The organism is Exiguobacterium sp. s63, from assembly GCF_018617335.1.
Lineage (GTDB): Bacteria > Bacillota > Bacilli > Exiguobacteriales > Exiguobacteriaceae > Exiguobacterium.
In genome coordinates, this window is the sequence record NZ_JACSKB010000003.1 from 258659 (window position 1) to 279390 (window position 20732).

Sequence of the window (20732 nt, forward strand, 5' to 3'; positions counted from 1 at the left end):
GTTTTTTTGTAGAGGTCACATCAACAAGTGGATGGAATCATAGTTAAAGCCCTGACGAATCAGGGCTTTTTGTGTGCAATAAAATAATGGACAATCTCCGGGAGATAGTCTTGCAGGTCCGGACAAACGATGCCCGTTCCGTCGAGCGCACGAATCGTTTGTGTCGTGTCAAAGTGAACGGGATGCTTGAAATACTCAAGTAGTTCATGAGGGACATCAAGTTGTTTCGTGTTCTTCCAGGCTGTGAATGCGGCATCGGCAATAACGTGAGGGACCGTTCCGCGAGGAGCACGTTGAAACATCGTCTCATGCAACATACGATAGACCTCCCGTGCGCCATGTGGGAACGGGTCCGTCAAATGGAACGTTCGTTTCATCCCGGTAGGAGAATGCGCTAAGAAGGCGGTCGCTTCCACTACGTAATCGTACGGGACGAGGTTGACTTCGACGTTCGCCCGCCCGATGTAAGGGAGTGGTTGCATCTGCTGAAGCTGGTGCATCAACTTTAAGACGAAATAGACGCCGTCAAACTTTTTCGTTTCGCCCGTTTGACTATGACCAATCACGATTCCAGGGCGAATGATGGTGATGGGCATCGTGCTCATCTCACGTGAGACGAGTGCCTCTGCTTCATATTTAGTCGCTTCGTAATGATTTTTAAACTGTGCCCGATGCCATAGCTCGTTTTCGTAGACGGTTCCCTGACGACGTCCGGCAATATAGGCTGTACTGAAGTACACATATCGTTTCAATGACTTCGAACGTTTGGCAAAGGCGGTGACATGTTTCGTCCCGAGAATGTTGACACGATATCCGGTGTCATAAGAAACGCTCAAATCATAAGCGGCAGCAAGGTGAAAGACGTAATGTACGTCTCGTTCAATGACAGACCGCATAATCGGGTCGAGAATGACTTCGGGTAACGTGATGTCTGCTTCGACGAGAACAAGTTGATGTGGCGCAAGTGACGTCGCTATGAGCAAGGTATCACGCAGGTCTTCTGCCTCACGTGTTTGATGCGGAAGGTGTAACGCATAAATCGTTCCGATTTGATGCGGTAACGAAGCGAGGTGTTCAATTAATTTACCTGCTAAAAAACCAGGGAATCCAGTAAAGGCATAATTGTTCATGACGTTTCCTCCGCTAAGTCTAATGTGAATGTGAAAGTCGACCCTTTCCCGACAGTCGATTCCACTTCGATGCTTCCACCGTGGGATTCGATGATTTCTTTACAAATTGATAAACCGAGACCGGTCCCACCAATTTTACGCGTGTCTGAATTGTCGACTCGATAGAACTTTGTAAATAATTTTTCGAAGGCATGTTCCGGAATTCCGATTCCAAAGTCACGAATGGATACATGAGCCTGATTATGGTCTTGTCGGACCCTCACTTCGATTTCTTGTCCATTCGGAGAATACTTGATGGCATTCGAAACCAAATTGACGAGTACCTGTTCGATGCGGTCTCGATCGGCAATGAGGTGAAGGTCCTCATCCGCGTCATCAAAATGAATGGCATGGTCATTCGTTTCACGAAAGCGCTCGATTACTTCTAATACAAGTTCGTTCAAAGAGAAGTGATCTTGTTTATACTCCTGATGACCGTCTTCCATACGTTGAATATCCAAGAAGTCGTTGAGCAATGAAGTCAGACGCTGCGCCTCACGTGCCATCGTCTTCAAAAAACGTTCCCGTTTTTCGGGTGTCAAATCTCGAGCGAGCATCAATTCAATGTATCCAGATAAGGAGGAAAGTGGTGTCCGGAGTTCATGTGAGACCGTACTCACTAATTCATTTTTAATTTGATCCATCCGTTCTTCTTCTGTCCGGTTTCGGAAAACGAATAGGAAACCACTATCCATACCGATTTGTCGTTTCGTATCCATGATGGTTCCGTACATTTCATAGTATTCTTCGTCCCGGTCGTTTGGCTGTGGGATTGAGAAGCGCATGGATACCTCTCTAGTCGTTCCATCAAGAAGTTGGTCCATCTTGCGCAACATCTCGCTTCGGTCGCGAGGGCGGAACGTAGAGAGGAGTGGGATACGCTCCTGAATTTTGTTTGGAGCGATGCCCGGTAAGTCCATGAGTCGTCGCGCATGGACGTTCATGAACAATACACTGCCGTTCGATTCGGTCAAGACGAACGCCTCGTTCGATGCCTGTAAGATGGACTGGATGATATCGCGCTGACGGGCAATCGCGTTTTTTTCACGTTCGAGCATGCGTTCTATTTTCTTGCGGTCACTAATGTCACGCATGACTGCTACCCGCAACGTTTGACCTTGATACGTCACTTCTTTTGGATATACTTCCATTTCTAAGAATGTGCCGTCCTCACGCCGTCCAATCACTTCATAAGGGGTTTGAATATGGTTCCGAATGCGACGCAGCACATCGGCCCGGTATCCCTCCGCGATAAATTCAACGGTTTGGCGACCTACCATCTGCTCTGCAGGAATTTTAAAGATGGATTCCGCCGCTTTGTTCGCATCGAGTATCATCCCGTCTTCATGGAAAAGGACGGCTTCGATGACGGATTCAGCAAACATCCGATAGCGTTGTTCCTTATAGCGGAGTTCTCGTTTCAGTTCGATTTCGGGACTCACATCAAATACGAAGAAAAAGAACGCGACGAGTTGCTCTTGCTCGTATACGGGATGCATGAATAATTTACCGATGAAATGTGTCCGATCCTTACATTGGAACTTCCATTCCCGGTCTCCTTTGTCGAGTGCGAGACGCAACATTTGTTCAAATGATAGCAACCGTTCCGTCTCATCTTGATAGGAAGAGCGCTTTTCACTTAACTCTCTCGACTCAAATAGAGCGAACGGTGTCATTTCGTAGAGCACCTCATGAGGAGCGTAGCCAAATAGTTCTGTTGCCCCTTGGTTAAAACGAGTGATCAATAGATTCGCATCTGTCATGATCATCGCCATGTCGAGTTCGGTACGCATCATCGCCTCAAACGCATTGTGTTGTATCGTCACGCGTGTATCGTGTGGCAATGGTTCAATAGAAAGAATATATTGTTTGTCCCACGGGATGGCATGGACACGCATCGTCGGCAGTTCATACATCCAAGGAAGTCCTTGTTCCATCCGACGGGACAATTCCATCGTGATGGGTGACTGATTGACCATATGGAAAAGGTTCGAACGTCTCTGTAGATTCTCTGGGAACTGCTCAAGAAATGGACGATTTGCCTGAACGATTGTTCCATCTTTCTGTATTAACGCAATCCCGTAAGGTAATGCATGTAGTAACTCACTTTGGAGATTGGCATGATTCTCCATGAACAGTCATCCCTCCTTCGTGGTGTCAGACGAGCACATCTTCTATATCATTCGACAGATCCCCCTTTCATTTCCTGCCCTCAAACAGGTAAAGTGGGAGAGAGGACTCGGAAAGGAAAGATAAGGATGATCGGATTACTTGTTAGTATGATTGGAGCCGTGTGTTTATGGTGGTTCGGGGCACCACTTTGGAGCAGCATCTTGCTTCTTTTCATTGGAATCGTCTGGTTCGTTTGGAAGGTTCGGCTGTCGACGATCGATCGAATCGATCGAATGGATGGTCGAGAATTTGAACTGTTTTTAGAGGAAGTGTTCACAGCGCTCGGGTATAAGGTAGTGGTCACACCGGCATCGCGTGACTTTGGAGCGGACTTGTTACTCGAAACACCGGATGGATGGTCGATTGCGGTACAGGCGAAGCGCTATGAAAAAGTGGTCGGTCTCGAAGCTGTGCAACAAATTGCAGCGGCCGTACCGTATTATGAGGCACATGAGGGATGGGTCGTGACAAACTCAACTTTCACGGACAGTGCCTATGAATTGGCTGCTCCAAATCAAGTTCGTCTGATTGCAAGATTTGAGCTTGAAGAACTCTTAAAAGAAGCGGGATACAAGCGATAAACATCGACAATTTCACAAGTTCGACAGAATCAGAAATGATGTCGAAAAAAAGGGGTTGTCTTTTTCTTAAATCGGTGCAATAATCATCTTCGTCATATGAAATATGTAGTAGTTGAAACGAGATAAATACTACTGAGAGAAACGATTGGGGTTTTCAGTAATACCCGACCGTACACATACAAACAATCACGGTTGGAACGTGCTAGGAGGAAAAAGCGGTGCGCAAATTAATTTATGTAAAAGGTTGCGTCTTTACGCAAGGCGAGGCGACCATTTATGATGAGACAAATGATGCAATCGGATCTGTTCACCGCGACGCGGAAGGCAGTGTTCAAGTGCACAATTTGTCTGGACGACAAATCGCTCACGGGAAATATATCCCGAACTGCCAAAAATGGGTCGTGATGAACCATGATGGACAGGCGATTGGTCAATTGAAAGACAAGTTCTCGTTATTCGGGAAAAAGTGTGAGTACAACGTCTATGAACGCGGACTCTTCACGATTCAATACGATGTGGAACGTCATAAGTTCAGCGTTCGCGACAAAGCAGGCAAATTGGTCGCGGAGCTTCGGAAAGAAGAGGACGATACGTTCTGCTTAACGAAAGAAGCCGATCAGCTATCGATGTTTGAACTTCTTTCAGTCTTAAAGACGTTAACGGTTAAATCGCGGATGCCGCTCGCAGCATCTGTCTCATAACGATGACGAGCACCGGTCAGGAGACCGGTGCTTTTTCATGTACAAAAACCGCTTCATCAAATGAAACGGTTCAGGTAATGTTTTGCCTCGAGTTCAAGCGTTGTGACGCGATGTGCGTAAAGACAGAGCTTCAAGACATGAATGATATTCGGATGTGTGTATTTCGTTTTTTCAAGCGAACGCTTCGCTCGAGTATCGAGAAGGTCGATTGGACTTGTCGATTTTGCATACTCCGCATATAGTCGGTAAAAATCAATCGGAGAGATAAAGTCGTCTTCGTCCCGGTCAGGGTTATTGAAAATTAAAGCCAATAAGGAACTTGTTTCTTCTAATGAAAAAAGGTGTTTCAAGTCATCGAGAAGGTAAATGATGGCGGCTTGATGCAAAGAATACTTCTTACCGATTCGTGGGACCCCGATAATCTTACGGACTTCGCGTTTCGTCCAGTTTTGAATCGTCGTCGCCGAGAGGTGTTCACCTGTTAGTGCATTTGCGAGAGCGACGATTTGATTGATGGAGAGGCCATGCTTTTCAATATGAAACAAGTGGATTTTTCGAAGCTCTTTTGGAAAATGTTCACGCACGTCTTCAGGGAAGAGGGCGAGGGCTCGATCGATTTCTCCGACCTGCATAAAATGAAGGCAATCTGCCAAAGTTTGAATTGAAGTTGCGTCGCGCATACGGCCACCCTTTCTATCGCCAACATCGTACGTTGGCTATACAGTCATTTGACCTCATTCTACCAAATGTTTGAAAAGTAAGCTAGGATGGGCACTGATTAAGGTATAATGACGATATCATATACATTCTGTACATAGAGGTGGTCAAGCAATGAATGAATGGATTAGTTCGATTCTCTCGATCGTGTTCGTCCTTGTCTTTCTCGTAGGTCTTGAACAAGTCGGGAAGCGGCTCGGATGGACAGACGAAACGATTCGGAAAAGTGTACATATCGCAGTCGGACATTGGTCGCTGTTAGCGGTCTGGTTGATGGATACTTGGTACGTCGCGGCAGTGCCGCTCATCTTTTTCACCTTTGCGAATGCGGTCTTATTATATAAAAGTCCGTCGCCTGTGCATCAAACGGAACGCAAATCACTTGGAACTGTCTATTATCCGATTGCGCTACTCATCATTCTGTACTTCTTTTTTGAGTCAGAGCCTATCGCTTTCTTGGCCGGTTCGCTCGTTCTCGCGTGGGGAGACGGAATGGCTGCACTGATTGGACGAAAATACGGAACGGTTACTTATGATCTTTATGGTCAAAAGCGCTCATTCCAAGGGAGCCTCGCTATGTTCCTTAGTTCGTACGCAGTCTTATTTTTATTGTTTTTGTGGAATGATGTCGTGATGTGGCAAGTGGTAACTTATGGGTTTATCATTTCCATTATCGCTACGCTAACTGAAGCGATTTCATATCGTGATTGGGATAACTTTACAATTCCCGTCATTGTTGCTGTAGCAACATCGCTATTGTTATAAACTAATCGATAAGTTGTAAGAAAAACGTTGCTTGTCACGTTCATTAATCATTTGTATACTGTGATTCGTACTGAAACGATTCAGTGACGTGCTCGGGATGAATGAAATGTGACCGAGACACTGATTAAATAGAACGTAAAGGATTGAGTGAACGCATGAGCTTTTTACAGCAACTCCAAAATATCATTCCGGCCGAGCGCGTCCTTCAAGACGAGCCGTTGTCGGCACACACGTATACAAAATTAGGCGGTAAAGCAGATTACTTCGTAGCACCACACACATATGAAGAGGTCCAAGCGGTCTTAGAACTGGCGCACCAGGAATCGATGCCATTTATGATTCTTGGGTTCGGATCGAACTTAATTGTTCGAGACGGTGGAATCCGCGGAGTCGTTTTAAATTTGAATGAATTGAATACGATTCGTCGGGATGGTAACCAGATCATCGCACAGGCCGGAGCAGCGATTATCGATGTATCGCGTCAGGCACTCGCTGAAGGGTTGTCCGGTCTTGAATTCGCTTGTGGCATCCCTGGAACAGTCGGTGGCGCCGTCTATATGAATGCCGGTGCTTACGGTGGGGAGGCGAAAGACGTCATTGCGTCAGCGACGGTATTGACGCAGGAAGGACAAGTCCTCCATTTGTCTAAAGATGAGCTACACCTCGACTACCGAACGAGCCGTGTCTCGAAAGAGGGCTTGATTGTACTTGAAGCGACGTTCGAACTTGAGCCAAAGAACTATGAGTTGATCAAAGAAGTCATGGATGATTTGACGTATAAACGTGAATCGAAGCAACCGCTTGAATACCCTTCATGTGGAAGCGTATTTAAACGTCCTCCTGGCTATTTTGCCGGAAAGTTGATTCAAGACTCAGGTCTACAAGGGAAGCGGATCGGTGGGGCTGAAGTATCGCTTAAACACGCAGGATTCATCGTCAACATTGATGAAGCGACAGCGACAGAATACATTTCGCTCATTCGTCATGTGCAAGCGACTGTCAAAGAGAAGTTCGAAGTGGAGTTAGAACCGGAAGTGAAAATCATCGGGGAAGACATCACGGTAGAGAACGCATAAATAGTAAAGAAAGAAGGAATCGGACGAAGCTGTCGTTCGATTCCTTCTTTATGTAAAAAGGCGACGAGAACGGGCATCTCGTCGCCTTGTGTTTACGCTTGTTTCTGTTTAGCAACTGCCTCATAGGCAGGGACAAACGGATACTCCAAATCACGAGCAACCGCTTCGTATGTGACCGTACCGTTAATCACGTTCAAGCCTTTGAGAAGTGCGTCGTTTTCAAGGAGTGCCGGGAATACACCTTTTTGAGCGCATTCGATGATGTATGGCATCGTTGCGTTCGTGAGACCCATCGTTGATGTGCGTGGTACGGCACCTGGCATGTTGGCAACTGCATAGTGCTGGACACCATAGCGCTCATACGTCGGTGCGTCATGTGTTGTGATATGATCAATCGTCTCACAAATTCCACCTTGGTCGATTGCGACATCGACGATGACAGAGCCTGGTGACATACGCTGAACCATCTCTTCTGTAACAAGCTTCGGCGCTTTCGCTCCTGGAATGAGAACTGCCCCAATTACAAGGTCACTCTCGGCCACTTGTTTCGCGATGTTGTACTTGTTTGAGATTAACGTATTGATTGTGTTTCCAAACAAGTCATCGATTTGGCGTAGGCGAGCCGGGCTGATATCCATCAACGTCACGCTCGCACCAAGACCAATCGCGATACGAGCCGCGTTTGTACCGACGACCCCACCACCGATGACGGTGACGTTCGCACGAGGTACGCCAGGTAAACCAGACATGAGGATTCCTTTGCCGCCGTGTGGTTTTTCGAGAATCTGTGCTCCGATTTGTGCGGCCATACGACCTGCGACTTCACTCATCGGCGTGAGAAGCGGTAACGTCCGATCAACTTCTACTGTCTCATACGCAATCGCTGTAATCCCAGAATCGACGAGTGCTTTTGTTAATTCCGGTTCAGCCGCGAGGTGGAGATACGTGAAGAGCGTCAAATCAGGACGGAAGTATTGATACTCTGATGCCTGTGGCTCTTTTACTTTGAGGGCTAGCTCAACGCCTTCCCAAACCTCTTTCGCCGTTTCAAGAATCGTTGCACCGGCATCAATATATTCCATATTCGTGAAGCCGCTACCGAGACCGGCATTCGTTTCGACGAATACATCATGACCTAGCTCCGTTAACATAAATGCACCCATTGGTGTCAAAGCCACCCGGTTTTCATTGTTTTTAATCTCTTTTAATACCCCGATTTTCATGGAACATTCCCCTTTCATTCCGTTGACACAAATTGTTCACACCCCTAGTATAGACCCATCCGAAAGCGCTGTCTTTATCATGGATTCTAAAAATGAAGACGCTCACCTTGTGAAAAAACACAAAATGAGCGTCTAGTCTTCTAAGCGATATTGACCGGCTTTAATCGCTAAGTAAATCATGGCGCGTTCTGGTAAAGATACTTGCGTGATATTCGTCAGTTCTTCGATTCGTCGAATCCGGTACAGGACGGTATTCGGATGGATGTGTAGGTGAGATGCGACTCGTTTTACGTTTCCTTCGAAGTAAAAATACCATTCGAGTGTCGTGACGAGTTCGGTCTGATGGGATGAATCATATTGTTGCAGACGTTCAATCGTCGGATGTGTCTCAAGACGTAACCCGATGCGACGTGCGAGCTCGGGAACAAGCTGATAGATGCCGATTTGTTCGAAAGCACGAGCGTTTGAGAGTTCAAGAGGGAACTTACGACGTAAGGTCGTGACACGTTTCGCTTCTTCGGCTGCCGCATATAACGTATCACTTTCGAAAAAGCGTCGACTAATTCCCAGTCGAGGTTCAGACTCGGCGAATTTGTCTTGGAGCAACTGTTCGAATCGTTCAGCCCAAGCCAGTAATTCTGTCTCCTCATCAGAGAGCTCAGATTTCATATAGTGCCAGACCAGTAACTGCTGACCATCGATGGCGTGTAGAACGACCTCGATTGCCTCTTGGGTCGCAAGGACGTAATGCAAACGTTCAGCAAGTTGAGGGGTGATCGGTTGGCTACAATCAATAATCGTCAAACGACTGGCGACCGCGATAGGAGCGAGTTCGTTTAATCGTTCACGATTCGGGTCGGAAAGTGTGGGTGAAGCGAGAACATCTAGCAAAAAGCGTTCAAGTTCGGCATTAATCCGTCGCTCATGCATCGCGATGGTCATGAGTAATTTCTTCGCAATGTTCGCACCTTCTTGAAGGATCGCCAACTCTTGGTCGGTGAACGGATTTGTTCGGGCTAAACTCCAAATATAGCCGAGTACTTCATCATGTTGTTTAATGACGACTGCAGCACGTTCCCCTAGACCGACAGCGAGTCGGGCGGGGATGACAACGGGTTCGTCCTGATCAATCACTTCTCGCAAAATGCCACTCTCCCATAAATCTTCAATGACGGCTTCCGGGACACGACGACCGATGATGGTCGCAATTCGGGCCGGATCAGTTGAATCGGGATGTGTACTGTACGCAAGTAATTGATGATGGCGGTTTTCGATGGTGATTGGTGCTCGAATGGCCTGTCCAATCGCTTCGGCGAGTGTATCGAGTGATTCGTATGATTTCTGCAAAAAAGGCATGTCGATTCCTCCTCACTCTGAGTATACCGTCTTCTTTGTGAAACTTCACAAAAAGAATCGAGAGTGTGAGAAATGACATACCTTCTATTCATCACATAGGGAAAAATAATCCGACGGCCAGACCGAGCAAGGCTCCGACAATGACTTGAAACGGTGTGTGACCGACGAGCTCGTTCAAGAGCGGGGTCTCATGTTTGATCCCTTTAAAATAATCGTTCAAGAGTCGGGCTTGGAAACCGACCGCTTGACGAACTCCGGTCGCATCATACATAACAATCGTGGCAAAGACGACGGCGAGTGCGAATAGGCCCGAGTCGATGCCTTCCATACGTCCGATGGCAGTTGCGAGTGCGACAACCGTAGACGAGTGTGAACTAGGCATGCCACCTGAAGCGAACATGATTTCAATTTCAAAATCCCGTGTTTTAATGAGTTCTGTTACGAGTTTAGCAGCTTGCGCGATGAACCAAGCGAGCATTGCGGCGAGTAAAGGTTCGTTAAACATGCATTCACTTCCTGTCTGACATGGTATCTTGACTATACCCGAAAGAAGCGCAGACTAGACGTTAAGATTTCGTCAAAAAAAGGTGTCATGGACAAGTCATCCATGACACCTTCTGGTCGATTTTTGTTACCCGACTACTCCTTCAGTTTCCTGAAGTTTCTCAGCAATGTTGTCAATGATATAACGGTTGCGTGGGTGTTCTTGACACTCTTTCGAGCATGAACGCATTTGTTTTGGCTCACACTCTTCACAACAGAAGTGTTGTACATTGCACTCCGGGTTAGCACAATTAACATAACGAACCGTCTCGGTTCCGCAATGCATGCAATGCGAGACGACAGTCGGGTTCACGGAGTTAACGGGGACGTTGATGCGCTCGTCAAAGACGTATAGCTCACCATCCCAGTTTTCGCCTTTTGTCGCTTCGTCTTTTCCGTACATCGCGACGCCACCTTTAAGGTGGAAGATGTTGTCGTGACCTTGGTCACGCATATATGCTGTAAATTTCTCGCAACGGACGCCACCAGTACAGTACGTGAGAAGTGTTTTCCCTTCGTAGAGGTCCTTGTTCTCTTCGAGCCATTCTGGCATGTAACGTGAAGCCTCTACATCGATTTTGATCGCGTTTTTAAAGTGACCAAGTTCGTACTCGTAGTTGTTACGAACGTCGAGGATGACGACATCATCACGATTCATCATCTCTTTCCATTCTGCTGGTTCGAGATATGCACCGTGTTGTTTCGGTACATCAAACTCGCCATCAAAGCGCCACGTCACGAGCTCTTTCTTGTGACGGACAAAAATTTTCTTGAAGGCATGTTCTTCGACTTCATCGATTTTGAACTCGATGTCGCTGAAGAGTGGGTTTGCTTTCAAGTCATTCATGTATTGCTCAGTCTGTTCCCATGTACCAGAGCACGTTCCGTTGATTCCTTCGGAGGAAATCAAGATGCGTCCTTTGATGCCGAGGTCCTTGCAATACTTCAAATGTTCTTGCGTGAGTGTTTCTGGGTCTTCGATGTTGACGTACTTATAGTACAGCAAGACCCGCATTGGTTTTGTTTCCATATTGTGTTGCTCCCCTGTGTTCAGTTTTTTGCAGGAAAACGAACGTTGGGTTGTGTCGTTCGACGAATGAACTTGCCTGCAACCACAAGTCCATTATTATATGATAAATATCACGACGAATTTTCGCAAATGGTTTTTAATTTTTTTTGACGAATGCAGGGAGATGCGTCTTGTGAATCGAATTCGGGGAATAGAGTAGTAATGAAAGTTGAAGGTGGAACGACTATGCTGAATTCTCTCCAACAATACATCGTCCAATTGATTGAATGGCTTCAAAGTTTGCCTGGCGGTCCTTGGGCCGGACTCGGTGCGCCGTTTTTAGAAGCGATTTTTCCGTTTTTACCACTCGTTTTAATCATATCGGCCAATGCAGCGACATATGGATTTCTGTTAGGCGTTCTCTTGTCATGGATCGGGAATCTCCTCGGGACGCTCGTAGTCTTCGCGGCTGTCCGATATGTCTTCCGAAAACCGATGACACGCTGGCTTGAGAGACATAAGGCAGCCGTGTATTGGCTAGAACGGATCAATCACATGAGTCCGATTTCACTTGGGTTCCTATACTCACTCCCGTTCATTCCGGTCAGTCTGATCACTTACTTGCTAGCGATTATTCAAATGCCACTTCGTACATTCGTTTTGGCAGCGGGATTTGGTAAATTACTCGTCGTCTTGATTTTCTCAGTCATCGGGGATCAATGGGAAGAATTTATTCAAAGCCCATTTCGTTTACTGATGCTCGGTCTACTTTTGGTCGCACTATGGGGCATCAGTCGAGGACTTGAAGAAGTGCTCAAACGACGCGCGTTCAAAAAACGAAACGAGCAGTTGAAACAAGATATGGTGACTAAACGACAAACACCCCTATGAAAGGGGTGTTTTTGATTATGACTGTTTTTTGAAACGTGGGAAATTGAATGCGATGGCGATTCCTCCGCAAATAAAGAGGAGAAACGGATAGAACATGAACGGGACGAGGTCAGGCGAAGCGGTCTTCGTTAGTTCTGCAGCGATGAGAAGTTGTGCCCCGTATGGGAGAATTCCTTGTACCCCGCATGAGAAGATATCGAGTACGCTCGCTGACTTTTTCCGTTCGATGTCATATTCGTCTGCGATGTTTGCGGCGAGCGGTCCGGCTACGAGAATGGAAATCGTGTTGTTCGCGGTCGCCACGTTCGTTGCACTGACGAGACCGGCAATACTCCATTCGGCACCGGCGCGTTTTTGGATCCGTGATGTCAACGCATCACGTAAATACGTAAGTCCGCCGTTATGGGAAATGAGTCCCACAAGACCACCCATGAGTAACGTTAGGAATGAAATTTCGGCCATGCCAATCATCCCGTCCGCAATGGCTGTCACGAACGCCGTGACCGACAAGCTTCCGTCGAGGAGGCCGATGATTCCTGTTAGCGTGATTCCGCCCAACAGGACGAGAATGACGTTCAGTCCCGTTAACGCCAGGCCGATAACCGCGAGATACGGAATGAGTTTATACCATTCGAATGCGGCGACATCGACTGTCGATTCACCGTTCGACAAGACGGCGAGTAAAATCGTCGTAATGATCGCGGCCGGTAACACGATCCAGAAGTTCGTTCGGAATTTATCCCGCATATTCGTCCGTTGCGTCCTTACGGCGGCGATGGTCGTGTCCGAGATAAATGAAAGGTTGTCCCCGAACATGGCTCCGCCAACAACTGCAGCGGCAGCGATGGCGACATTCACGCCGCTCTCTTCGTGAATGCCGAGAGCGATTGGTGCGAGTGCCGCAATTGTTCCTGTCGATGTGCCCATCGCCATTGAAATGAAGGCAGCGATCACGAAGAGCCCGCTCAAGAGAAGCGATGGTGGTAATAGCGTCAAGGCGGCATTGACTGTCGCGTCGATTGCTCCGATGGATTCCGCTACCGTTGAAAATGCGCCAGCCAGTAAGAAAATGAAAATCATGATGATGATACCCGGGTTACCGGCTCCTTGCGCGATTCGCTCCACGGTTTGGGTAGCGCTACCTTTGGTCATGAATGCTGCAACCATCAAGGCGATGATGGCCGCAACGAGTACCGGAAACTTATAAAAGTCCCCATAATAGACACCCGCCCCAATGAAAAAGAGCAAGAAGATCAGTAACGGCAAGAGTGCCCATTTGTTTGCTGTTGGTTGTTCCACTATATTCACCTCACTAAAAAATAAAAGGACCCTTTCTTAAGAAAAAGGTCCTTCGTCTGAAATACCCTTTTCATCTTTCGAGCATTCGCTCGCTGGATTTGGCACAGGTTCCCCGCTGCCGAGACTTCACAGGGCCAGTCCCTCCGTCTCTCTCGATAAAAAGTGAATCTATCCAATTAGTAAACACGTTCCCTAACGTACCTGTTTCGAATCGGCTTGTCAACCTAAAAACTCCCCCAATTCGATGTGAGAAAGGGGAGTTCAAGTCGTTAAATGATTAAAGTGTGCCACACGGTTACGCCCAGCATATTTCCCGCCAACGTAAAGTGCTCGGTCCGCGTTTCGAATGGTATCGTCTAGACGTTTGTTCCCAAACGACTCAATCGTATCGACACCAATCGAAGCAGTCACAGAGATATTATGGTGATCAACGATGAATGGTGTCGCTTCAATTTGATGACGGATTCGTTCAGCGACTTCGATTGCTTGCGTCACATCGCAGTGATTGAGAAGTAAGATGAATTCCTCACCGCCGTAACGGGCGGCAAAATCATCGACGCGAAGCACTTGTTTAATGCGTCGACCGAATTCTTGTAACACTTGGTCACCGACTTGATGACCGTACGTATCATTGATTTTTTTGAAAAAATCAATGTCGAGCATGGCAACGGAAATCGGATACATTGAGACATCAGAAATTTGCTGAATCCCGTACTCATAGAAGGCGCGTGCATTGGCGAGAAGTGTCAAACTATCCGTCCGACTCTCGGTATACAGACGGTCACGTTCATGACAGCGGCTGATGGTCCGGTTGAACGACTTTAACAATTTGGTGATTTCATGTTGAATGATCTTTGGATATCCATAGACAGCTTCCCCAGTCATCACAATCCAAGTACGGATTCCCTCAATCTCTTCTGAACGAATCGACACGAAACTGTGATAATCGTCATGGAAGGCGTCAGAGAGTGAGGCATCCCATTCGAATCGCATCTCGTAGTCGAGGACAGGCTCAATCGGTTGACTGATGTTGAGTAATGCAAATGCAACCGGGCGATCAATCGGCTGACGCGTTTTTAAGTCGAAGTAGAGCGTACGATCGAACAGTTTGAACTCTACGTATCCTTCGTCATAATGATTCAATTGTTCGCATTGACTTAAAAAGACTTCGATAGCTTGTGCCTCGCTTTGTGATAACGATACGGCCTCTTTCGCCTCATCATATTGTTCAATTAACGATTTAAACGCATCTTGTCGCTCTTTTTGAATGAGAAGTCGCTTGATGAAGAACGTCAACGCAGCGGCGATACTACTGACGACGAGTAAGTTGGTTTCTCGGAAAAACGCTGCCGCTAAGATGAAAATCAAACTGACGACATACGTGTAAAAAGCAATCTTCAAAAAGTCATTCAAAGCGATATCGACACGGAACCACCATCTCACTTGATATTTTTGAAAAACGGTATTTAAAAAGATGGCAAGAAACAGTCCGGCGAGCGGAACGAATGACTCTTGCGAATAAAAGTCAAGACCGGTTACCCCACCTAGGGAGAGATAGACGGTCGCTGGAATGACAATTTCTAAGTACGCCGTAATAGCGTTCCATGGATAGGTGAAGCGGAAGCGGCGTATGGCGACTTTTGGTCTCAGGTTAGCGAATTGGAAGACGAACAGTCCAATTTGGTTCACGATAAGCGCCGTTTCAAATCCGAAGAATAAAAATAAGATTAAGACGATACTTTCAGAGAATGTAAAATACACACCTTTGACCTCGATCGAGTCGAGTTGAAAAATGATGACGAGTAACGAAATCAGAATAAAGGACAACGGGTCGATCGTCGGGGCGTGTAAGACATCCAATGCAAATAATCCGATGGTGAAGATGAATAAAACACTCCATATACTCCAACCGAGCACGGACATCTTGCGGAAGTGGTTCATACGTTCCCTCCTAGCATGGGAAATTTCAAGAATATAATATAAAGATTCGTCACGATTTCGTGTGAGTCCTGCTTCTCTTCTATCATGCTTGAATTCTAGCATTGAGTATATAGGGAATATCCTCTATAATGAAATTGCTTTTCAACTGCATAGACGAAAGTCGATGAAAAAGAGAGTAACGATGGTTTAGTCAACAAAGCGACCTGGGGATTGGTGAGAGCCCAGGCTGACAAACGTCGCGAAACGCACTTTTGAGATGCTATCCGAAACGAGAGTAGGCATAGCCGGAGGGAACCGTTATCACCATAAAGCGGTCTGCATCATGCAGGCAAGAAGAGTGGTACCGCGGGAATTCCCGTCTCTTTGCATCTATGCAAAGGGCGTTTTTTTTATGAGTTGCTATTGAAGAAGGAGGACATACAGATGAGTTATGAACGCAAGTATGCAGAAGCACTATCCCGTGTCATCGGTGAAGAACTCACGATTGACCAAATTGAAGCATTGATTGAGAAGCCAAAGCACGAGGCGCATGGTGACCTCGCGTTCCCTTGTTTCCAATTAGCGAAAGCTTACCGGAAAGCACCTGTCATGATTGCGACAGATCTCGCAAATGAATTGAACGATGAATTGTTCACGAAAGTGGAGGCGGCGGGACCGTACGTCAACGTCTTCTTGAGCCGTGATGTCGTATCAAAAGAAATCATCAACACCGTGCTCGATGAGAAATCAGAGTATGCGACACATGAGGCACGCAACGAAACGATTGTGACGGACTTCTCGTCACCAAACATTGCGAAGCCGTTCTCGATGGGTCACTTGCGTTCGACAGTGATTGGGAATGCGATTAACCAAATTGCACGTAAAAACGGATACGACGTTGTCGGCGTCAACCACCTCGGGGACTGGGGCACACAGTTCGGGAAATTGATGGTCGCCTATAAGAAGTGGGGCGATGAGGAAGCGGTTCGCGCCAACCCAATCGCAGAACTTTTAAAATTATACGTCCATTTCCACGAAGAGGCGAAGACACAACCTGAACTCGAAGACGAAGGTCGTGCTTGGTTCAAAAAGCTGGAAGATGGTGATGCGGAAGCGACAGAGCTTTGGCAGTGGTTCCGTGACGAGTCGCTCAAAGAGTTCCAAAAAGTATACGACCTCCTTGGCGTAAAATTCGAAAGCTTCAACGGGGAAGCGTTCTATAACGATAAAATGGGACGCGTCGTCGAGATGCTCGAAGCGAAAAACCTCTTAGTTGAAAGTGAAGGGGCGATGGTCGTCTCGCTCGAAGAGGAGAACTTGCCACCTTGCTTGATCAAGAAGAAAGATGGCGCGACATTGTACGCGACACGCGATTTGGCAGCGGCAATCTATCGTTACGAGACGTACAACTTCGTGCAAGCGAACTACGTCGTTGGTGGCGAACAGGCGCTGCACTTCAAACAACTTTTCTCTGTCCTTCGTAAGCTCGGCTACGACTTCGTCGATGGCATGCATCACGTACCGTTTGGTTTGATCTTGCAAGAAGGGAAGAAGATGTCGACACGTAAAGGTCGCATCGTTCTTCTTGAGGAAGTCTTGAAAGAAGCAATCGAAAAAGCACAAGCGAACATCGAACAGAAGAATCCGGACCTTGCGAACGCAGAAGACGTCGCACGTATGGTCGGTGTCGGAGCGGTCGTCTTCCACGACTTGAAGAACGAACGTATCAACAACATCGAATTCGATCTCGATAGCATGCTCAAGTTCGAAGGGGAGACAGGACCTTACGTCCAATACACGAATGCTCGTGCGAACTCACTCCTCCGTAAAGGAAACTACGATGGCTCACCGTTCACTGGTGCTGATGATGACTACTCATGGGGTGTCGTCACGATGCTCAACGCGTTCCCGCACGTCATCACACGTGCGCATGAACGTCGCGAACCATCGATCATCAGCCGTTACGTACTTGACCTCGCGCAAGCGTTCAACAAGTATTACGGTCACGTTCGTGTCCTAGAAGAAGATGCAGGTAAACAATCGCGTCTCGCCCTCGTGAAGGCAGTGACGCTTGTATTGACGGAAGGACTCCGTTTACTCGGTGTCGAAGCTCCGGAAGAAATGTAAGACAGACGAAAGGACCTCAAAAAATTGAGGTCCTTTTTGTATTCACGCTTTCATCCGCGTCACCGTTCGGGCTTCCGTATCATAGAGACACCATTCTCGGTCAAAGATGACAGCACCGACGTTGATGACATATCGTTTTTTCTTCAAATAGAATGGGTTATCGATTTCCCACGGCAAGGATCTCCCTTTTCGATAAATCCCTGGGATGTGACTATGTCCGATGAAGACGAGCGGGTACTTCCCTTTCTCGACAACGGGTTCCCAGTCTTCGTTCCATTTCACTTGATGCCCATGTAAAAAGCGTGCTTCGCCAAGAGTCGTCTGTTCCGGCAACAAGGAAATCCGTGTTTTCACAGGATGATCGATGACGAGCACCTCGTCGATTCGCTCTTCCTGATTGCCTCGTAGACTCGGGAATGTGAGTAGCGCTTCATAGTTCGGATCGTACGTCACGACGTCTTCCACATGATGAAAGCGCTCGTGACGTCGTTTTTTCCCGATGTGGCACTCATACAGGTCACCGAGACAGAGAATATGCTCGGTTTCACGACGAACGTCATCAAGAACGGCCTTTAAATCATCAAACGAACCGTGCGGGTCACTGATGATGGCGAGTTTCATCGGAAGTTCGTAAATTGGGCATCAACGGACAATTCGAGGTCACGCACGAGTTGCATGACGGCTTGAAGGTCGTCACGCGACTTCCCAGTCACTCGGATTTGATCGTCCTGAATTTGCGATTTGACTTTTAGTTTTGATTCTTTAATGGCGTTGTTGATTTTCTTCGCATCATCTTTGTCGATGCCGCTCTTTAGTTTCACGCGTTGACGAACGGTACCACCAAGTGCGCCCTCTACTTTTTGATAATCAAGGTTTTTTGTCGGAACACCGCGCTTGATCAACTTCGTGATTAAGACGTCTTTTAATTGCTCGAGTTTGTAGTCGTCATCCGAAATGAGGACGAGGTCGCCATTGTCGAGGGACATCTCACTCTTTGATCCTTTGAAGTCATAACGGTTCAAAATTTCCTTTTCTGCGATTTGAATCGCGTTCTTTACTTCTTCAAGATTCATTTCTGACACGATATCGAAAGAATTGTCTTTTGCCATGTTTCATCCATCCTTTGTGTGGTTTTGTTATAATGATAGCAGATTTGAAGCAGTGAAGGAGTGAAGAGATGGAACGTACAATGGATCAACACACACATGCAGACTTAGATCACGTTGCCTATCACGGAAAAGACCTAGGGGTGACGTTCAATGGGGAACAGATTCGACTACGCGTCTGGTCTCCAGTAGCGGAACAGATGTCGGTGAAGCTATATCGCACAGCTCGTGCTCGTAAGTTTGAACGACTTGAGCTCGAGCAGGCCGAGAAGGGGACGTGGGTAATCGAACTCGACCGAGCCTTATTCGAAGGTCAATTTTATGTATTTGAAGCGCTGGTTGATGGGAAGAAAGTAGAGTCGCTCGATCCGTATGCCAAAGTCGTCGGAGTGAACGGGAAACGAGGATGTCTGCTCGATCCGGCATCCTTGAACCCGGACCATTGGATCAAAGAACGTCCGTTATTCAATTCTTCACAAGAGGCGGTCATCTATGAAGCGCACGTACGTGATTTAACGAGTCATCCGGAGAGTGGGGCAACGCACCGTGGGAAATTCTTGGGGATGACCGAAACGGGGACGGGCACAACGAGCGGTTACCCGACCGGACTCGATTACATTACGTCACTCGGAATCACGCATCTTCAATTGATGCCGTTCTTTGACTACGGCTCGGTGAATGAGTCACGTGAAGGGGAAGACAACTATAACTGGGGCTACGATCCGGTTCATTACTTTGCGGTCGAAGGTTCTTATGCTTCGTCGGCAGATGACCCGGCGACACGGATCATTGAACTCAAAGCAATGATCCAGGCACTTCATGACCGAGGTATCCGTGTCATCATGGACGTCGTATTCAACCATACGCATGATGCGTTGACGACACCGCTCGGTCAATTTGTCCCGGACTATTACTATCGATTAAATGAAGACGGGACGCTTGCGGACGGCTCAGCATGCGGGAATGATACGGCATCTGAGCGCGCGATGATGCGGAAGCTCATGATTGAATGTGTCACGTACTGGGCGAAAGAATTCATGATTGACGGGTTCCGTTTCGATTTGATGGGACTCCATGACGTCAAAACAATGAACCAGATTCGGAAAGCGCTCGACCGTGTCGACCCATCGATTCTTGTCATCGGGGAAGGATGGGATTTGGATACGCCACTCCCGGTCCGTAAAAAAGCGAACCAACATAATGCGCATAAGATGCCACGCATCGCTCAATTCAATGATGGGATTCGAGACGGTGTCCGTGGAGATGTCTTCATCGAAGACTTACCTGGCTGGGTAAGTGGAAACACGGATATGACGGCCGACGTGAAACGCGGGATTGCTGGTGGGATCACGAGCCAAAGTTTCGCTGATGAACCGAACCAGGTCGTCAACTATGTGGAATGTCATGACAATTTGACACTTTGGGACAAATTATCCGTGACGAATCCGGAAGATGATGAGACGACACGTCGCCGTCGCCACCGTTTGGCGACCTCGATTGTGCTTCTAAGCCAAGGAATTCCGTTCCTTCACAGTGGACAGGAGTTCTTCCGGACAAAAGGCGGGGATGAGAACAGTTTCAACTCAGGCGAAGTCGTCAACCGTGTGGACTGGACCCGAGCTGAACAAGAAGCGCCGAGTGTGGAATATGTGAAAGGTCTCTTGCGTTTGCGGAAGCAATATCCGCTCTTCCGACTCGAGAACACGGAACAGATTCGTAAACACTTACGTTTCTTTGATGAAGCAGAAGGTGTGATTGCATTTGAATTGAGCCGTCACGTGGAAGGATATGTGGAACGACATATCGTATACCATAACGCACTCGAGGAGGCGGTCGAGGTCAAACTTCCGTCTGGTAAGTTCGAGGTGAACGTAGAGGATCATACCGTTAATTTGACGGCACCACGTCAAATCGAGGAGCGTCATATGACAGTCGCGCCACTTTCGACTCTTGTCGTGACCGAACGTCGTCCGGATTACAGCAAGTACGCCGTGGCCGGTGGAGCCGCACTCGCCGTAATCGGTGGTCTCTGGTATGTATCGAAGAAGCGCAAGCGCAAAGAGTAGTAACCAAAAAA

General features: G+C 47.4%; 18 protein-coding genes, 1 riboswitch and 1 other annotated feature. Of the genes, 7 read left to right on the forward strand and 11 right to left on the reverse strand.

The features are described 5' to 3' along the window. Positions 1-59: 59 nt before the first annotated feature. Both KNO90_RS11760 and KNO90_RS11765 read right to left on the reverse strand, forming a co-directional pair. Complete coding sequence (locus tag KNO90_RS11760) at positions 60-1130, reverse strand: SDR family oxidoreductase (protein WP_214742643.1); 1071 nt, start codon at positions 1128-1130, stop codon at positions 60-62. Continuing rightward, positions 1127-3301 (reverse strand): PAS domain-containing sensor histidine kinase, encoded by a 2175-nt coding sequence (locus KNO90_RS11765; protein ID WP_214742644.1) that lies wholly within the window; start codon positions 3299-3301, stop codon positions 1127-1129. Before KNO90_RS11765 ends, KNO90_RS11760 begins: the two co-directional genes overlap by 4 nt. A 126-nt stretch (positions 3302-3427) precedes the next feature. Here KNO90_RS11765 and KNO90_RS11770 point away from each other — a divergent pair, with 126 nt between their 5' ends. Both KNO90_RS11770 and KNO90_RS11775 read left to right on the forward strand, forming a co-directional pair. Beyond that, a complete protein-coding gene (locus KNO90_RS11770; protein WP_214742645.1) occupies positions 3428-3922 on the forward strand; it encodes a restriction endonuclease in 495 nt (164 codons plus the stop codon). A 218-nt stretch (positions 3923-4140) separates the two neighbouring features. Continuing rightward, positions 4141-4623: an LURP-one-related family protein gene (locus tag KNO90_RS11775; protein WP_214742646.1), complete on the forward strand. Its 483-nt coding sequence runs from the start codon at positions 4141-4143 to the stop codon at positions 4621-4623. A 56-nt stretch (positions 4624-4679) separates the two neighbouring features. Here the strand turns inward: KNO90_RS11775 and KNO90_RS11780 are convergent, their stop codons facing one another. Next, positions 4680-5303 (reverse strand): DUF1836 domain-containing protein, encoded by a 624-nt coding sequence (locus tag KNO90_RS11780; RefSeq protein WP_214742647.1) that lies wholly within the window; start codon positions 5301-5303, stop codon positions 4680-4682. A 151-nt stretch (positions 5304-5454) separates the two neighbouring features. Here KNO90_RS11780 and KNO90_RS11785 point away from each other — a divergent pair, with 151 nt between their 5' ends. Beyond that, positions 5455-6105 (forward strand): diacylglycerol/polyprenol kinase family protein, encoded by a 651-nt coding sequence (locus KNO90_RS11785; protein WP_215113659.1) that lies wholly within the window; start codon positions 5455-5457, stop codon positions 6103-6105. Between the two features lie 155 nt (positions 6106-6260). After that, a complete protein-coding gene (gene murB / locus KNO90_RS11790) occupies positions 6261-7181 on the forward strand; it encodes a UDP-N-acetylmuramate dehydrogenase (protein WP_215113691.1) in 921 nt (306 codons plus the stop codon). Positions 7182-7273: 92 nt separating this feature from the next. Here murB and ald read toward each other — a convergent pair whose 3' ends face one another. The 4 genes from ald to trhO form a co-directional block, all read right to left on the reverse strand. After that, positions 7274-8404, reverse strand: coding sequence for an alanine dehydrogenase (gene ald / locus KNO90_RS11795; RefSeq protein ID WP_214742649.1), 1131 nt, complete (start codon positions 8402-8404; stop codon positions 7274-7276). Positions 8405-8536: 132 nt separating this feature from the next. Continuing rightward, positions 8537-9760 (reverse strand): PucR family transcriptional regulator, encoded by a 1224-nt coding sequence (locus KNO90_RS11800; protein WP_215113660.1) that lies wholly within the window; start codon positions 9758-9760, stop codon positions 8537-8539. A 91-nt stretch (positions 9761-9851) separates the two neighbouring features. Next, positions 9852-10265, reverse strand: coding sequence for a divergent PAP2 family protein (locus tag KNO90_RS11805; RefSeq protein WP_214742651.1), 414 nt, complete (start codon positions 10263-10265; stop codon positions 9852-9854). 126 nt (positions 10266-10391) lie between these two features. Continuing rightward, positions 10392-11333, reverse strand: coding sequence for an oxygen-dependent tRNA uridine(34) hydroxylase TrhO (gene trhO / locus KNO90_RS11810; protein WP_214695947.1), 942 nt, complete (start codon positions 11331-11333; stop codon positions 10392-10394). A gap of 225 nt (positions 11334-11558) precedes the next feature. Here trhO and KNO90_RS11815 point away from each other — a divergent pair, with 225 nt between their 5' ends. Beyond that, on the forward strand, positions 11559-12203 hold the full coding sequence (locus KNO90_RS11815) for a TVP38/TMEM64 family protein (RefSeq protein ID WP_214742653.1): 645 nt from the start codon (positions 11559-11561) through the stop codon (positions 12201-12203). Between the two features lie 15 nt (positions 12204-12218). On the opposite strand, the gene KNO90_RS11820 is transcribed toward KNO90_RS11815, so the two are convergent. Continuing rightward, positions 12219-13502 (reverse strand): Na+/H+ antiporter NhaC family protein, encoded by a 1284-nt coding sequence (locus KNO90_RS11820; protein WP_214742654.1) that lies wholly within the window; start codon positions 13500-13502, stop codon positions 12219-12221. Between the two features lie 67 nt (positions 13503-13569). Beyond that, a riboswitch (SAM riboswitch) is annotated at positions 13570-13664 on the reverse strand. 99 nt (positions 13665-13763) lie between these two features. Then, complete coding sequence (locus tag KNO90_RS11825; RefSeq protein ID WP_215113661.1) at positions 13764-15443, reverse strand: GGDEF domain-containing protein; 1680 nt, start codon at positions 15441-15443, stop codon at positions 13764-13766. A gap of 154 nt (positions 15444-15597) precedes the next feature. After that, positions 15598-15809: a binding site (T-box leader), on the forward strand. Positions 15810-15866: 57 nt separating this feature from the next. Between KNO90_RS11825 and argS the strand changes: the two genes are divergently transcribed. Next, positions 15867-17549 (forward strand): arginine--tRNA ligase, encoded by a 1683-nt coding sequence (gene argS / locus KNO90_RS11830; RefSeq protein WP_215113662.1) that lies wholly within the window; start codon positions 15867-15869, stop codon positions 17547-17549. A 42-nt stretch (positions 17550-17591) separates the two neighbouring features. Here the strand turns inward: argS and KNO90_RS11835 are convergent, their stop codons facing one another. Together KNO90_RS11835 and KNO90_RS11840 are read right to left on the reverse strand one after the other, a co-directional pair. Continuing rightward, positions 17592-18170 (reverse strand): metallophosphoesterase family protein, encoded by a 579-nt coding sequence (locus KNO90_RS11835; RefSeq protein WP_215113663.1) that lies wholly within the window; start codon positions 18168-18170, stop codon positions 17592-17594. After that, positions 18167-18658 (reverse strand): YajQ family cyclic di-GMP-binding protein, encoded by a 492-nt coding sequence (locus tag KNO90_RS11840; protein ID WP_214790379.1) that lies wholly within the window; start codon positions 18656-18658, stop codon positions 18167-18169. The genes KNO90_RS11835 and KNO90_RS11840 overlap by 4 nt, the downstream gene beginning before the upstream one ends. Before the next feature lie 68 nt (positions 18659-18726). Between KNO90_RS11840 and pulA the strand changes: the two genes are divergently transcribed. Next, entirely contained in the window at positions 18727-20721 is a 1995-nt protein-coding gene (pulA, locus tag KNO90_RS11845; RefSeq protein WP_215113664.1) for a type I pullulanase, read from the forward strand. The last annotated feature ends 11 nt before the right edge of the window (positions 20722-20732 follow it).